Source organism: Sphaerisporangium fuscum (assembly GCF_018531465.1).
GTDB lineage: Bacteria > Actinomycetota > Actinomycetes > Streptosporangiales > Streptosporangiaceae > Sphaerisporangium > Sphaerisporangium fuscum.
This window is the reverse complement of the sequence record NZ_JAHDTF010000029.1, coordinates 85,817-99,734: the sequence shown is the minus strand read 5'-3', so window position 1 is coordinate 99,734 and position 13,918 is coordinate 85,817. Positions and strand designations below refer to the sequence as shown.

Sequence of the window (13,918 nt, the reverse complement as noted above, 5' to 3'; positions counted from 1 at the left end):
AGTCCTTCTCGCCTACCCGAGGCCGGGGGCGGGCCGGCGGGAGAGGCGGGTGGCGGTGATGGTGTCGAAGTCGGGGATCCGCCGCGAGATGGGGTCGCCGGTGAAGTCGCCGATCCAGCCGTCGTCGTCGTGGAAGAAGCGGATGGCGGTGAAGTCGGGCTCGGTGCCCATGTCGAACCAGTGCGTGGTGTTCTTCGGCACGCTCAGCAGGTCGCCCGCCTCGCACAGCACCGCGTGCACCCTGCCGCCGGTGTGCAGGTAGAAGATGCCGGAGCCGGAGACGAAGTAGCGGACCTCGTCGTCGTCGTGGGTGTGCTCGTTCAGGAACTTCTGCCGGGCCGCCGACGCCCGCTCCGGCCAGTCGGCGCCGCCGTCGGGGCGCAGCCGGGCCACGTCGACGAAGGTGTAGCCCTCCTCGGCGATGACGCGGTCGATCTCGGCGCGGTAGGCGTCGAGGATCTCCTCCTGGCCGGCGTCTTCGGGCAGGTCCGCCACGACCTGCCAGTGGCGCAGCACGACGTCGATCTCCTTCAGGGCCGCCGCGATCTCCGCGGCGTCCTCGGTCTGCAGGAGCGTCTCGGGCTCGTCGCCGTCGGTGTACACGGTGAGGTATGTCATGAACTAAAGCCTACAATACATGCATGAAATGTCGGATATAGTCCGCTGGTGTGAACCGTGCACGACTCGTGGGCGTTGTGGCCCTCTTCGCCCTGGCGGGCTGCTCGCAGGGCACGCCCGCCGCCGCTCCATCAGCTCCGTCCGCCTCCTCCACCAGCTCCGCCGCCACGCCGGCGGCGTCCGCGCCCGCCGGATTCGCCTCCGGCGACGTGCGGATCTCCCTGGTCCGGCAGCTCTCCTCAGGCGACTACTTCGAACAGTGGCTCGCCGGCGCACAGGCCGAGGCCAAGGCCCTCAACGTCAAGCTGGAGGTCTCCAGCGGCGACGGCAACAACGACAAGCAGGCCCTCAACCTGGAGCAGGCGGTCACCTCCAAGAGCGACGCGATCATCGTCGACCACGGGTTCGCCCAGACCGTCCAGCCCGCGATCAAGAAGGCCGCCGACGCGAAGATCCCGCTCGTCGCCTTCGACGTCGACCCCGGCACCCCCGGCGCCATCACCCTCGACCAGGACGACCACCAGATCGCCGAGCAGGCCCTCGGCGCGCTGAAGGCCGACACCGGGGGCTCGGGTGAGGTCGTCTACGTGTACGTCGCCGGGTTCGCGCCGCTCGACCGGCGCGACGAGACCTGGAACCGGTTCAAGAAGGACAACCCCGGCATCAAGCAGGTCGCCCAGATCGGCGTGGTCAACAGCTCGACCGCCTCGGCGGTCGCCGACCAGGCCAAGGCGGCCCTCCAGGCCCATCCGGGCGCCAAAGCGATCTTCGCCCCCTATGACGAGTTCGCCAAGGGCGCCGCGCTGGCCGTCAAGGAGCTCGGCCTGGGCGACAAGGTGAAGATCTACGGCGCGGACGTCTCCACGGCCGACATCGGCGTCATCACCGAGCCGGGCAGCCCGTGGGTCGCCACCTCGGCCACCGACCCGTCCAACGTCGGCCGCGTCGCGGTACGCGCGGCGGCGCTGCTGGTCGCGGGCTCGCAGGTGGAGCACAAGCTCACCGTCCCGCCCACGCTGATCACGCAGAAGGGGCTGCGCGACGCGGGCATCACCGGCGTCGAACAGCTCACCAAGGCCTTCCCCTCCCTCGCGACGCCCGACGTGGCGCGGGTGCCCTGGGCGGCGTCGTGACCTTCGCGGTCACCTCGCTCTCCAAGGTGTACGGCGGGACCGCCGCGCTGTCCTCGGTCGACCTGGAGGTCAGGCCCGGGGAGATCGTGGGGCTCGTCGGGACGAACGGGGCGGGTAAGTCCACGCTCATCAAGATCCTTTCCGGTGCGGCGAAGCCCAGCTCGGGCACGCTGTCGTTCGACGGGCGGTCCCTGTCGTTCGCCGGTCCCCTGGACGCGCAGGCGGCCGGGGTGCAGACGGTGCACCAGAACATCGACGACGGCGTCGTCTTCGGGGCCACCGTCGCCGAGAACCTCACCCTCGACTCCCTGGCCGGAGGCGGTGGCGCCCCAGGATGGTTCCAGACCCGCGCCCGGGTGCGGGCCGCCGCGTCCGCCGTCGCGCCGGGGCTCGGGCTGCCGCTGGACGCACCGGTCGAGACGCTGCCCGCCGGCGCGCGGCAGCAGATCGTCATCGCGCGGGCCCTGTCGCGCCGGGCCCGGCTGCTGATCCTCGACGAGCCCACCTCCACTCTGTCGGCCGTCGAGGCGGACGCGCTGGTCGCCCGGGTCAAGCAGGCCGCCGCCACGGGCGTGGCGGTCCTGTACGTCTCACATCGGCTGTCGGAGATCGAGACGCTGTGCGACCGGGTGGTCGTCCTGCGCGACGGCCGAGTGGTCCGTACGTTCACCGCGCCGCCGGACCGGGCCGCCATCGTCACGGCGATGCTGGGCCCGGTGGCCGCCACGGAACCCGGCTCCGCCCCGCGTCCCCCCGGAGCGGAGGTCGGCGGTCCCGCCCGCGAGGTGCTGGTCGCCGAAGGGGTGCGGGCCGTGCCGGGCGGACGTGAGTTCGGGCTGCGGGTGCGCGCGGGGGAGGTGCTGGGCGTGACCGGGCTGGTCGGGGCGGGAAAGACCGAGCTGCTGGAGCAGCTCGCCGGAGCCAGGCCGCTGCTGTCGGGGCGGCTGCTGCTCGACGGGGCGCCGTACCGGCCGACGGACCCGCGCGCCGCCATCGAGGCGGGCGTCGCCTTCGCCGCCGAGGAGCGGGCCGCGCAGGCCGTCGTCCCCGGCTGGTCCGTACGGGCCCACGTCACCCTGCCATGGCTGCGCGCCCACAGTCGCGCCGGGCTGCTGGCGCCACGGTCGGAGACCGCCGCCGCCCGGCGCGTCGCCGACCTGTTCGGCGTACGCGGCCCCGGGATCGAGGCGCCGATCGAGGCGCTGTCCGGCGGCAACCAGCAGAAGGTCGTCGTCGGCCGATGGCTGGAGGGGACGCCGCGGCTGCTGCTGCTCGACGAACCGTTCCGGGGGGTGGACGTGGGCGCCAGGGCCGACATCGGCCGCGTCGTACGCGAGCACGCCCGCGAGATGGGCGTCGTCGTGGCGTCCTGCGACCCCCAGGAGCTCATCGGGCTGGCGGACCGGGTGCTCGTGCTGCACGAGGGCGGCCCCGCGGGCGAACTGCCCGTCGCCGAGACGACCGCCGAACGCCTGGCCGCCCTGATGTCCGGCACGGGCGAAGGAGTCCCGGCGTGATCACGACATCCCAAGGTGAGGGCCGGATCTCGTCCCGGCGCGTGGCGTCCGGCGCGGCGGCCCTCGCCTACCGGTACGGGCTGCTGGTGGTGCTCGCCGCCATGCTCGTCCTGTTCTCCCTCCTGCGGCCCGCGTTCGCCACCTACCCCAACGCGCTGGTCGTCCTGCAGTCGGTGGCCGTGGTCGGCATCGTCGCGCTCGGCGTCACCGTCTCGATGACCACCGGCGGCTTCGACCTGTCGGCCGGGGCCTGCGTGGGCGCGGTCGTCATGGTGACCGCGCTGACCATGGTGAGGTTCAACCTCACCGGCGGCACCGCCATCGTGACCGGCCTGCTCACCGGGCTGCTCGTCGCCGGGGTGAACGTGCTGCTCACCGTCGTCGCCAGGGTGCCCGACCTGGTGGCGACCCTCGGGACGCTGTTCCTGTTCCAGGGGCTGGCGCTGATCGTCACCGGCGGCCAGTCGGTCGCGCCGGGCATGACGGTCGACGGCGTCCCCGCCCCCGGCCGGTACACCGAGGGATTCGCCTGGCTCGGCGGCGGCACGATCGCCTCGGTGCCCGTCGCCGTGGTGGTGTTCGCCCTGCTGGCCGCCGCCGTCCACGTGCTGCTCACCCACACGCGGTGGGGCCGCGCCCTGTACGCCATCGGCGGCAACCCCGAGGCGGCCCGGCTCGCCGGCATCCGCGTCGCGCGCTACCGCGCCCTGGCGTACGCGGTGTCCGGGCTGTGCGCGGCCGTGGCCGGGATCCTTCTGTCGGCGAGGCTCGGCCGGGGCGACGTCGGCGCCGGGGACCCGTACCTGCTGCAGTCGGTGGGCGCGGCGCTGATCGGCTTCGCCGTGCTGGGCGCCAACCGGCCCAACGCGATCGGGACCGTGGTCGGCGCGCTGTTCACCGGCGTGATGATCAACGGCTTGACCATGCTGAACGCGCCCTACTACGCCCAGACCTTCGTCCAGGGCGCGCTGCTCGTCGGCGCGCTGGTGACCAGTTACACGCTCAGGAGGAACCGTTGAGCTACGAGGTGCTCACCGTGGAGACGGTCCCCGGCTACGTCGCCGAGCGGCCGGCCCTCGCCCAATTCGGGGCCGTACGGCAGGTGCGGGAGGTGGGCGACGGCAACCTCAACCTCGTGTTCGTCGTCGAGGCCGAGCGCGGGGGCCTGGTGCTCAAGCAGGCCCTGCCGTACGTCCGGGTGGACCCCACCTGGCCCATCACCCCCGAGCGGAACGGCATCGAGGCACGCGCCCTGCGCGTGCACAACCGCGTCGCCCCCGGGCTCGTCCCCGAGATCCACGACGCCGACCCGGCGCGGCACGTCATCGCCATCGAGGACCTCTCGGACCACCGCGTGTGGCGCGGCGCGCTCAACGAGGGGCTGCGGCACGAGGGGGTGGCGGGCGAACTCGGCAGGTACGTCGCCAAGGTCGCCTTCGGCACCTCGGTGTTCGGGCTGGGGGCCAAGCCGTACAAGGAGGCGCTCGTCGCCTCGTCCAATCCGGAGCTGTGCGAGATCACCGAGGACCTCGTCTTCACCGAGCCGTACATCACCCACGAGCACAACCGGATCCTGCCCGGCAACCAGGCCGACGTCGCGGCGTACGCGGGCGACCCCGAGGTCCGGGCGGCGATCGGCGCGGCCAAGCTCGCCTTCCTGACGCACGCCGAGGCGCTCATCCACGGCGACCTGCACACCGGCTCGGTCCTGGTGCGCGACGAGCCGCGCTCGGCGCGCGCCTTCGACGTGGAGTTCGCCTTCTACGGCCCGGTCGGCTTCGACATCGGGGCGCTGTGGGGCAACTACGTGCTGGCCGCCGCCCGCGCCCTCGTCCTCGGCGACGACGCGCAGGCCGGGTGGGTGCTGGCGCAGGCGGGGGAGACCTGGCAGGGGTTCGCCGAGGAGTTCGCCACGCTGTGGCCGGGACGGGCCGACCCGCGCGTCATCGACCTCGACCCCTACCTCGGCAAGGTGTACGGCGACGCCGTGGTGTTCGCCGCCGCCAAGGCGGCCCGCCGGGTCATCGGCTTCTCCTCGGTCAGCGACATCGAGGGCCTGCCGGAAGAGCTGCGCGTCCGCGCGATCCGCGCCGTGCTCGCGGCGGCCCGGCTCCTGCTGACCGGCGAGGCGCGGCGGGGCGAGCCGAAACCGCTGTTCGACCGGGTCGGCCAGGTGCTCGGCGAGGCGGCCGACCGGTGAGCGGCGGCGTCGGGGTGACGGGGGACCTGGGCGCGGACGACTTCGACCGGCTGATCGAGGCCACCAGACGGGCCCTGGAATCGGTCACCGCGAGCCCGCCCGACCTGCCGGAGGTGCGGCACCAGGCCGGCAGGCGGGACGGGGCGGTGCGCGCCGAGGCCGTCCTGACGGCGAGCGGCCCCCGGCTCGCGTGCCTGGACCTGGATCCGCGGGTCCGGCGGCTCGACTCCGCCGAGCTGGCGGAGCTGATCCTCGGCAGCGTGAACGAGGCACTGGAAGGGCTGGCCGGCGCGGCGGGCCGGCAGGCCGTCCCCGATCTGGACACCCTGCCGGCGGAACTCCGCGAACTCCAGGACCTCGCCGCCGCCAGGTTCGGGGTTCTCGCCGACACGATCACCGATGTACTCAGGCAGCTCGAAAGGCGAAACGGAGGATGACGCCGTGGACATCCGGCGGACAGCACTGCGAAAGGCGGGAGCCGGGGCGGGCGACACGGCCGGCGAATTACGGGCGGCGCTCGACGAACTGCTCGCCGCGATCTCGGCCGAAGGGCCCATCCCGCAGAGCGACGACATCAGCGCCATGATCGGCGTGGCCTGCGACGCCATGCACGAGATCGCGGTCGGGTCCGTGCGCTCGGCGGTCACCTCCCTGGACGGCCGCGGGGAGCAGCTCACCGTCGCCGCGGCCCGGTACGAGGGCGCCGAGCAGGACAGTCTCTGGCGTACCGGGCGCGTGGAGAGGGCGGCGCGGTGGGTGTGAAGCTGCCCGGTGCTCTGACGGGCCTTCTGAACGAGCTCGGCTACCTGTGGCCGGAGGTCGACGAGGACGGGCTGCAGCGCATGGCGACGGCCTGGATCGGCTTCGGCGGCCGGCTCGACGGGATCGTCGGCCAGGCGGACGACCTGGCCGAGGCCGTGCGGCGCGGCAACGAGGGGGAGGCGATCGGCACGTTCCTGTCCGCCTGGACCGGCGAGAACGCGCCGCGCGCCGTGGTGGCGGGAGGCGGCACCGGGGCGCGGATCGTGGCGGTCTGCCTCATGCTCGCCGCCGCCCTCGTGCGAGCCCTCAAGGTCGTGATCATCGTCCAGCTCGTCCTGCTGCTGGTCAGGATCCGCCTCGCGCAGGCCTCGGCGGTGGCCACCTCCGGGGGTTCGCTGCTGACGATCCCCGCCCAGAAGCAGATCACCCGCCTGATGCTGAAACTGGCGGGCGACCAGGCGTCGCGGGTGCTGGTTGCGTAGGGTCCCGGCGGGCGCGGCCGGGTTCATCGCCCGCCGCGCCGCCAGGTTCTTCCAGCGGGCGCGGCCGGTGCCATTGGGTGGCCTGGTCAGGGACGCCCGCCGCACCGGCGGGTTCTCCTGGTCCCCGGCCACCGGCCGCCTGCCCACCCGGGGCTACATGGTGGCCACCACGGGCCGTACGGCCCAGTTCCCCGAGAGCATCCTCGACGACCCGAAGGCCGCGGCCCGCGCCATCGACCGCTACCTGCACGCCAACCGGGACGTCTTCGAGAACCGCAAGGACATCTATCTGGGATGCTGGATAGAAGACGAAAAGATGTGGCTGGAACCGTCCATGAACCTCCGCAGACGCACCAAGGCGGTGAAGCTGGCCAGGGAGACCGACCAGATCGCCATCTACGACGTGAAGACCCGCGACTACATCAACACGGGAGGTGCCGGTGGTTTTCTGGAGGAGGCGTAAGATCCACGCCGCGCTGCCGGAGGGCTATTTCGACCTCCCGGAAGAAGAACGCCTCGCCTGGGCGAAGCAACTGGCCGAGGAACTCAAGAAACAACGCGACGCCGCCGACGACGAAGAGGAATGACTCCCGCGCCCCGAGCAACCACCGCATGGGCAGGACAACTCGGTCAACTCGGATTGCCGGCGAGCACGCAGGCGACGGGCGGGTCGAGCTCGAGGGTCTCGACCCGGATCAGGGTGAAGCCGGCCTGGGTGAGCAGGTCCTGGAGCTCTTGGGCGGCTAGGGCCGTGGTGTCCCGGGTGGCGCCGGGGCAGCGGGGCTGGCTGACCAGCGCGATGCGTCCCGCGGGGCGGAGCAGGCGGCGCAGCGCGCCGAGCCGCTCCACCGGATCGGGCCAGAACCCCACGGAGTTGACGGCGAGGATGGCGTCGAGCGGATCGCCGAAACTCGGCAACCGCTCCACGGAGGCGCACGTCAGGTGCACGCGATGGGCGCGGACGGCGGCGGCGTTGCGCCGGGCCGCCTGCCGGACCATGGCCTGGGAGTGGTCGACGCCGTAGACGTGGCCCCGGGTGGCGCGGCCGGCGAGCTCGGCGATGGCGATGCCGGGGCCGAAGCCGATCTCGAGCACCCGGTCGGTGGGCCGCACGTCCAGCAACGACACCGCCCAGATGTTGCGCTTCCGGTTGGAGGGGCGATGAGCGAACATCCAGCCGTTCGCCCACCCGACGAGGCCCCGGGGGCGGTGCGCCTGGCTCACCAGGTATCCGAGCGCGCGTTGCTTGAGAGATTTGCCTGCTGTCTGCATGATCGTCAGTCAACGGCTTCAAGTACGCTTGAAGTCAAATGGGTGAGCAGTTGACGATCGGTGAGCTGGCGAGCCGTACCGGTGTCGCCACTTCGGCGCTGCGCTACTGGGAGGAGCTCGGCCTGCTGCCGGCACCGGCCCGGGTGTCAGGCCAGCGGCGTTATCCGCCGTCGGCGGTCGAGCTGGTCGGTGTGGTCTTGTTGCTGCGAGATGTCGGTTTCACGTTGCGGGAGGTCAAAGCGTTCCTCGCGTCTCGTTCGCCGGACGGCGACGGCTGGCGGGAGCTGTACCGACGCAAGCTCGGTGAGCTGGACCAGCGGATCGCCCGGGCTCAGGTGGCACGGACCGCCATCGCCCATGGCTTGGCCTGCCCGCACGAGGACATCTTCGAGTGCGCCAACTTCACCGGTGGAGTCGCGGCGCTCCTGGCCGGATCTTCTCTCGAAGAGGCACACGATGAGATCCACTCGCACTGACCTCGCCGTCGAGATGTGCCCCTCGCCGCCGGCGCGCGAGATCGCAGGGATGACGGCTCTGCACCAGTTCGCCGACCCTGATGTGGCTGCTGCAGCGCCGGCCAGAGAGAGGGCCGGCCCTCGCTTGAGCCCTGACGGTTCTCGGCTTCGTCCAGCTTGACCTATGTCACACTGGACGATATGTCGTATGTGGACGTGTTGATACTTCGGCATCTGGCGCAGTCGCCGGCGCATGGCTACCAACTGCGCAAGCATGTCGAAGCCGATACCGGTTTCGTCCTGCATAACAACTCCCTGTATCCGGCGCTGCGCCGCATGGAGGAGGCCGGCGCGGTGGTCAAGACCGCGCAGATGCAGCAGAAACGTCCGCCGCGTCACGTGTATGAGATCACCGACGTCGGACGGGAAATGTTGCACGAGATGCTGGCCGAGCTTCCGCCCGAAATCGCCGGTGACCAGGCGGAATTCCTCTGCCGCCTGGCCCACTTCGCCCTGTTGGAGCCGAGCGAGCGGCTGGGCGTGCTGGACGCCCGGGATGCGGCCGTCCTGGCGCGGATGGCACACCTGCGGTCCTTGGACGAGGGTGCGCGTGATGATCAGTGGGGCTCGCTGGTCACTCAGGAGCTGATCCGCCGCTGCGAGTCAGAACGATCGTGGCTGCAAGAGATGCGCATGCTGGCCAAGGCGGACACGTGAGCGCCGGGACGTGGTGGTTCCTGGCCGGATACGCGGGGCTGGCGGGCTTCTTCGCTCTGGAGGCGCTGACCCGCAACGCCGGCACCGCCTCCAGCCTGGACGCCTCGAGCGACGACCGGGGCACCACCCTCCTGATCGTCGTGGCCTACACGGTAGCCGCATGCGTGACTCCGTTCCTGCGCTTCCTCCCGTGGGGATCACTTCCGCTGCTCCTGGCTCCTGCCGGCCTGGTTGTCCAGGTGGCGGGATTGTCGCTGCGGGGATGGTCGATGCGAACACTCGGCCGCTTCTACTCCCGCACTCTGCGCACCGAAGGCGATGAACACCACGCCGTCCAGACCGGGCCCTACCGCCTGGTCCGGCACCCCGGGTACGCGGGCTCGTTGCTGATCTGGACTGGGTTCGCTCTCACCTCTCGCACCGCTCTCGCGGTCGCGGCCATCGCGGCGCTGCTGGGCTGGGCGTACTGGCGGCGGATCATCGCTGAGGAGCGGTTGCTCGAGCAGAGGCTGCCCGGCTATTCGGACTACCGTGCCAGAACGGGTGCGCTCATCCCCTTCATTGGTAAGCGGTCTGGTGACCGGACGCGCCGGCCAAAACGCTGAGCTCGTCCGCTCGAGCGCTCTATCGCCTCGGAAGGGCTCAGTCATCGCCCGAGTGGCGGGCCCGGCATCGTGAAGATCATGGGCGCGAACAGCGGGCCCGGCCTGCGGCCTCGCCGGTCAGTTCTAGATGAGGTTGGGTCTGGGGGCGGGGTCGTTCCAGAGGCAGAATGCCGTGGAAATCCTGGAAGTAACCCGGGCGGACGGCCGCGTTGGTCCAGCTGTTCACGATGACCTCCTTTGTCCTGGAGGCGTCCCGACTCGTTCCATCGACGTGCCTTGCCGAACAGTACTCCGCGCAGCACGACGATCGTCCGGTCGGAGGTCGTGACGTCCCTGGAAGGGAGACGCCCAGCGGGGGACAGGGGTGTGTGGCCTTCCAGGGGCGTCCGTCTCTAGAGGGACGGACCAGAACCAGGTCAGGTATGTCAGCGGTGGCCGCCCGGCCAGGGCGGTGAACCGGCGGGCGAACGCCGTCCGTGACAACCCGCCTCGCGTTCCCAGTTCAACTCCGCCCCCGGCACACCGTCCCACTCCACCCCGCCGGTCACCAGACCGTCACCGCAACGGCGTGACCAGCCTGCGGACGGTCCGGTGATCGTGGCCCAGCTCTTTTGGGATTGCGCGCCACCCGGTCCTGCCCGCACGCCAACTCGTCAGATCATGCCACCGGCAGCGTTGATGGTCTGGCCGGTGATCCAGCGGGCGGCGTCGGAGGCCAGGAACGCGACGATGTCGGCGATGTCGGCTGGCTCGCCCAGGCGGCCCAACGGTGTGCGGGCCCTGGCGTCGTCAATGACGTGCGGGGGTACGGTGGCGATGACGTCGGTGCGGGTCAGGCCGGGCAGGACGCTGTTGACCGTGATGGACCTGGAGCCCACCTCCCAGGCCAGCGTACGGGCGAGTTGGTCGCCGGCGGCCTTGCTGGCGGCGAGCAGCGCCATGCCGGGCAGCGGCGACACAGTCAGGGCGGAAGAGATCAAGATGATCCGGCCGTGATCGCGGATGCGCAGCGCGGCCTCGCGCAGGGCGACGAACGTGGCCCGCACGTTGGCGTTCAGGTACTGGTCGAAGTCGTCATCGGTGGCGCGCGCCAGCGGCCCGGCGGACGCCGTGGCCGCGTTGTTCACCCACACATCGACCCGGCCGTACTGACTCTCGGCCGCATCGAACAACTCCTTAACCGCCTCGGGACGGGTGATGTCGGCACGGACCGCGGTGGCCTGGCCGCCCGCGTCCTTGATCTGGGCCACGGCCCGCGCGGCCGTCTCCTGATCACGGGAGCCGATGACGACGCGCATCCCCGCCGTGGCGAGTCGGTCGCTGATCGCCTGCCCGATACCGCGCGATCCGCCGGTGACGACTGCGACCCGATCCTCGATACGCATGACCTCTCCAATTAGTAGACCCTATCGATAGTCCATAGCATCGACTAATTTGGTCGAGGGTGTCAACTGTCGAGCCGGTAGACTGCTCTCATGGCCGACACGCCGGATGACAAACTCGTCGAGACGCTGATCGGCGTCTTCATGGAGATCGACGGCCTGTTCAACACGGCGAGTCGCCAGCTGGGGCTGACCCCCCAGCAGGCGCAACTGCTGTGCTTCGCCCAGCATCTGCAGCCGTCCTTCGGTGAGCTCGCAACCCTGCTGCACTGTGACAAGACCAACATCACCGGCCTGGTCGACAGGCTTCAGCGACGCGGCCTGCTGACCCGCCAACCGGACCCCAACGACCGCCGGATCACCCGCGTCCATCTCACCCCCGAGGGCGAGGCGGTCACCGGCAGATTCCAGCACACCATCAACACGACCCTGACCACCCGCTTCAGCTCCTGGCCCAGCACCCAACGCGACGACCTCGTCCAGCTGCTCCGATCCGCCACAACAGCACTACGCCCCTGACCTCAGCGGCCACCTCGGTCGACGCCTCCGCCTCACGGACATGCACACAGGTCCGAGCTCCTGCTGGACGACGCCGTACGGCTGGCCGGACGTGCCGCGACCTACGAGGTCGCGGTGACGTTGGAGGTGGTTCCGCGTCGACCGCAGGGAGTCCTCACGATCCCCATCGGCGAGCGGCTTCGCCGCGTTCGTCGTCACAGGGAGTAGCTCGCCGGCGGCCCGGCCGCCGCGCCGGCGATGGTGTCCAAGCCGGCAGAGTCGGCACAGGCTCGCTGACGCGCGGTCACCGCACCCCACCTGGTCGCCCTCGTCCGCGCCGGGGCGCAGTTCGAGAACGGTCACCTCGTCTGTGCCCCGAAGCCACCGCAGCCTGACCACCACTCCCCAACCACAGCTCTTGACGGTTGCTCGTGCCCCAGCAGCGTCAGGATGGAAGAGCTCAGTGGTCGATCTCGCCGTAAAAGGCTTCCGGCTCCTTGTAGTGCGCCGCCCAGATTTGGTTGCCGAAGTCGAAATGCCACCACTCGTCGGCATCGCAGCGGAAGCCCGCTCCGATCATGGCGTCGCGTAGTCTTCGCCGGTTGTCCCTGACTCGAGGGTTTCCAGCGCGCTCCTCAAGATAGAGGGCCGCCGACTCGGGGCCGAAGTGATCGAAGGCCGTCCCCATGTCGAGTTCGTGGCCGGTCCTGTCCAGGAGCGTCAGATCCACCGCGCCGCCGGTGGCGTGGGGAGGGACGCGCCTGGGGTCTGCCGGTTCGGTGACGAAGACCTCCGCCTCCTTCCTCAGTTCGGTCTCGTCCTTCTCCGGGTACGCGGCTCGAAGATCCGCGAGGTAACGCTGATAGATGGCTGTCTGCACCGACCGCGGCCGGTGACCGTCCCAGATTCTCAAGGTCAGCGGAGCCAGGTCGTGCTGAACGTCGACCAGCATGTCGGCGACCGAGCGGCGCAGGCGTATCGCGCTGGTCGGTGAAAGGCCCTGGTGAAAGTAGGAGGGAGAAAGATCGAAAGGGTAGGGACGGAGATCCACCAGGGGATCTCCGTTCTCCTTGATGGCGATGTGCTCGAACTCGACGGCCGTCATCGGGCCAGCGCCGATCGGCAGATGCGCTCGCACAGTTCGGGAAACGTGATTCCCGCTGCCTGCGCCGATTGGGGGAAGAGGCTGGTGGCGGTCAGGCCGGGCAACGTGTTCACCTCCAGGCACCAGAGACGCCCCTCCTCGTCCTGCCGGAAGTCCACGCGGCTGTAGGAGCCCACTTTGAGGCTGTGGTGAGCTCGCACCGCCAGTTCCTGCAGTTCGGCCGTCAATGCCGCGGGAATGTCGGCCGGGAAGATCTCCAGTGCGCCACCGACCTGATACTTGGCCTCGTAGTCGAAAATCGCCTTGCCGCGCAACTTGATCTCCCCCACGGCCAGCGGTCTTCCGTCGAGGACGCCGACGACGAACTCCCGCCGGGGCACGAAACGCTCGACGAGCACGTCGGTGTCGTGTATCCGTGCGGTCCTCACGGCCTCGTGCAGGGCCTGCGGCTTCTCCACCAGGGTCAGGCCGATGGTGGACCCCTGTGCATTCGGTTTGACGATCACAGGGCTGCTGGGGGTGATCTCGAAGGGAAGGCTGTCAGGATCGTCGTCCGGTTCCAGCAGCACCCAGTCCGGAGTGGGTACGGCCGCTGCGCGGAACAGTCGCTTGCTCAGGTTCTTGTCCATGGCCATGGCGCTGGCAAGGTGGCCGCTGCCGGTGTAGCTCAGCCCCACCGAGTCCAGGATCGCCTGGATGACCCCGTTCTCTCCCGCTCCTCCATGCAGGGCCAGGAAGACCACGTCCGCGCCAAGCAGTTCTTCCACCAGCCGGGGCACCATACCCACGACGGGTCGCAAAGCCAGGTCGGGCGGGATGTGTCCCACCTTCGCCGTCAACACGCGCGCCTCGTCGGCAGGGCCGAGCCTGCCCTTGATGGTGTCGAAGACTTCAACACTGTGGCCGCGCCCGCGCAGGGCTGGAATGACCTCCGCTGCGGAGGCCATCGAGACGTCACGTTCGGCGCTATGGCCGCCGAGGAGCAGCGCGACGCGCAGGGCCTTGGGAAACAGGTCCATTATCTTGTCTGCCTTTCGAAAGCTTCCACGATTAGGCGTATGTCGCCGTACAGCGGCACCGCGTCTTCCATGAGGAGGACCTCTGTCCGGACAGGTGTCGCGGCGGAGCGGCAGGACGCCATCTACACGTGGGTCGACTCGATGAGGTCGCCG

At 70.2% G+C, this 13,918-nt stretch carries 18 protein-coding genes and 1 pseudogene; 14 read left to right on the top strand and 5 right to left on the bottom strand.

Annotation, left to right across the window (positions count from 1 at the left end):
- Positions 1-12: 12 nt before the first annotated feature.
- Positions 13-618 carry a 1,2-dihydroxy-3-keto-5-methylthiopentene dioxygenase gene (locus KIK05_RS33265; RefSeq protein WP_214414811.1) on the bottom strand — a complete coding sequence of 202 codons (606 nt, stop codon included), beginning with the start codon at positions 616-618 and terminating at the stop codon, positions 13-15.
- A gap of 50 nt (positions 619-668) precedes the next feature.
- On the opposite strand from KIK05_RS33265, the gene KIK05_RS33260 reads away from it, so the two are divergent.
- Genes KIK05_RS33260 through KIK05_RS33220 form a run of 9 tightly spaced genes read left to right on the top strand, consistent with a single transcriptional unit; the run spans position 669 to position 7,299 of the window.
- On the top strand, positions 669-1,751 hold the full coding sequence (locus KIK05_RS33260) for a substrate-binding domain-containing protein (protein WP_214414810.1): 1,083 nt from the start codon (positions 669-671) through the stop codon (positions 1,749-1,751).
- Positions 1,748-3,268 carry a sugar ABC transporter ATP-binding protein gene (locus KIK05_RS33255; protein ID WP_214414809.1) on the top strand — a complete coding sequence of 507 codons (1,521 nt, stop codon included), beginning with the start codon at positions 1,748-1,750 and terminating at the stop codon, positions 3,266-3,268. Before KIK05_RS33260 ends, KIK05_RS33255 begins: the two co-directional genes overlap by 4 nt.
- Complete coding sequence (locus tag KIK05_RS33250; RefSeq protein WP_214414808.1) at positions 3,265-4,287, top strand: ABC transporter permease; 1,023 nt, start codon at positions 3,265-3,267, stop codon at positions 4,285-4,287. Before KIK05_RS33255 ends, KIK05_RS33250 begins: the two co-directional genes overlap by 4 nt.
- On the top strand, positions 4,284-5,468 hold the full coding sequence (mtnK, locus tag KIK05_RS33245; RefSeq protein ID WP_214414807.1) for an S-methyl-5-thioribose kinase: 1,185 nt from the start codon (positions 4,284-4,286) through the stop codon (positions 5,466-5,468). Before KIK05_RS33250 ends, mtnK begins: the two co-directional genes overlap by 4 nt.
- Positions 5,465-5,905, top strand: coding sequence for a hypothetical protein (locus KIK05_RS33240; RefSeq protein ID WP_214414806.1), 441 nt, complete (start codon positions 5,465-5,467; stop codon positions 5,903-5,905). Before mtnK ends, KIK05_RS33240 begins: the two co-directional genes overlap by 4 nt.
- 4 nt (positions 5,906-5,909) lie before the next feature.
- Positions 5,910-6,230 (top strand): hypothetical protein, encoded by a 321-nt coding sequence (locus tag KIK05_RS33235; protein ID WP_214414805.1) that lies wholly within the window; start codon positions 5,910-5,912, stop codon positions 6,228-6,230.
- On the top strand, positions 6,221-6,712 hold the full coding sequence (locus KIK05_RS33230) for a WXG100-like domain-containing protein (protein ID WP_214414804.1): 492 nt from the start codon (positions 6,221-6,223) through the stop codon (positions 6,710-6,712). The genes KIK05_RS33235 and KIK05_RS33230 overlap by 10 nt, the downstream gene beginning before the upstream one ends.
- Positions 6,705-7,175, top strand: coding sequence for a hypothetical protein (locus KIK05_RS33225; RefSeq protein ID WP_214414803.1), 471 nt, complete (start codon positions 6,705-6,707; stop codon positions 7,173-7,175). The genes KIK05_RS33230 and KIK05_RS33225 overlap by 8 nt, the downstream gene beginning before the upstream one ends.
- Complete coding sequence (locus KIK05_RS33220) at positions 7,153-7,299, top strand: hypothetical protein (RefSeq protein WP_214414802.1); 147 nt, start codon at positions 7,153-7,155, stop codon at positions 7,297-7,299. The genes KIK05_RS33225 and KIK05_RS33220 overlap by 23 nt, the downstream gene beginning before the upstream one ends.
- 43 nt (positions 7,300-7,342) lie before the next feature.
- On the opposite strand, the gene KIK05_RS33215 is transcribed toward KIK05_RS33220, so the two are convergent.
- Complete coding sequence (locus KIK05_RS33215; RefSeq protein ID WP_250563867.1) at positions 7,343-7,984, bottom strand: class I SAM-dependent methyltransferase; 642 nt, start codon at positions 7,982-7,984, stop codon at positions 7,343-7,345.
- A gap of 38 nt (positions 7,985-8,022) precedes the next feature.
- Between KIK05_RS33215 and KIK05_RS33210 the strand changes: the two genes are divergently transcribed.
- The 3 genes from KIK05_RS33210 (at position 8,023) to KIK05_RS49120 (ending at position 9,761) form a co-directional block, all read left to right on the top strand.
- A complete protein-coding gene (locus KIK05_RS33210; protein WP_214414801.1) occupies positions 8,023-8,460 on the top strand; it encodes a MerR family transcriptional regulator in 438 nt (145 codons plus the stop codon).
- Positions 8,461-8,640: 180 nt separating this feature from the next.
- Positions 8,641-9,156, top strand: coding sequence for a PadR family transcriptional regulator (locus KIK05_RS33205; protein WP_214414800.1), 516 nt, complete (start codon positions 8,641-8,643; stop codon positions 9,154-9,156).
- Positions 9,153-9,761, top strand: coding sequence for a methyltransferase family protein (locus KIK05_RS49120; RefSeq protein ID WP_214414799.1), 609 nt, complete (start codon positions 9,153-9,155; stop codon positions 9,759-9,761). The genes KIK05_RS33205 and KIK05_RS49120 overlap by 4 nt, the downstream gene beginning before the upstream one ends.
- 653 nt (positions 9,762-10,414) lie before the next feature.
- On the opposite strand, the gene KIK05_RS33195 is transcribed toward KIK05_RS49120, so the two are convergent.
- Positions 10,415-11,146, bottom strand: coding sequence for an SDR family NAD(P)-dependent oxidoreductase (locus KIK05_RS33195; protein WP_250563866.1), 732 nt, complete (start codon positions 11,144-11,146; stop codon positions 10,415-10,417).
- A 90-nt stretch (positions 11,147-11,236) separates the two neighbouring features.
- On the opposite strand from KIK05_RS33195, the gene KIK05_RS33190 reads away from it, so the two are divergent.
- Positions 11,237-11,662: a MarR family winged helix-turn-helix transcriptional regulator gene (locus tag KIK05_RS33190; protein ID WP_214414798.1), complete on the top strand. Its 426-nt coding sequence runs from the start codon at positions 11,237-11,239 to the stop codon at positions 11,660-11,662.
- Positions 11,663-11,872: 210 nt separating this feature from the next.
- Positions 11,873-12,010 (top strand): annotated as a pseudogene (locus KIK05_RS49720) (IS256 family transposase); the annotation flags it as partial.
- Between the two features lie 91 nt (positions 12,011-12,101).
- Here KIK05_RS49720 and KIK05_RS33185 read toward each other — a convergent pair.
- Positions 12,102-12,746 (bottom strand): M15 family metallopeptidase, encoded by a 645-nt coding sequence (locus KIK05_RS33185; protein WP_214414797.1) that lies wholly within the window; start codon positions 12,744-12,746, stop codon positions 12,102-12,104.
- Positions 12,743-13,765, bottom strand: a complete 1,023-nt coding sequence (locus tag KIK05_RS33180) for a D-alanine--D-alanine ligase (RefSeq protein ID WP_250563865.1) — start codon at positions 13,763-13,765, stop codon at positions 12,743-12,745. The genes KIK05_RS33185 and KIK05_RS33180 overlap by 4 nt, the downstream gene beginning before the upstream one ends.
- Positions 13,766-13,918 lie beyond the last annotated feature (153 nt).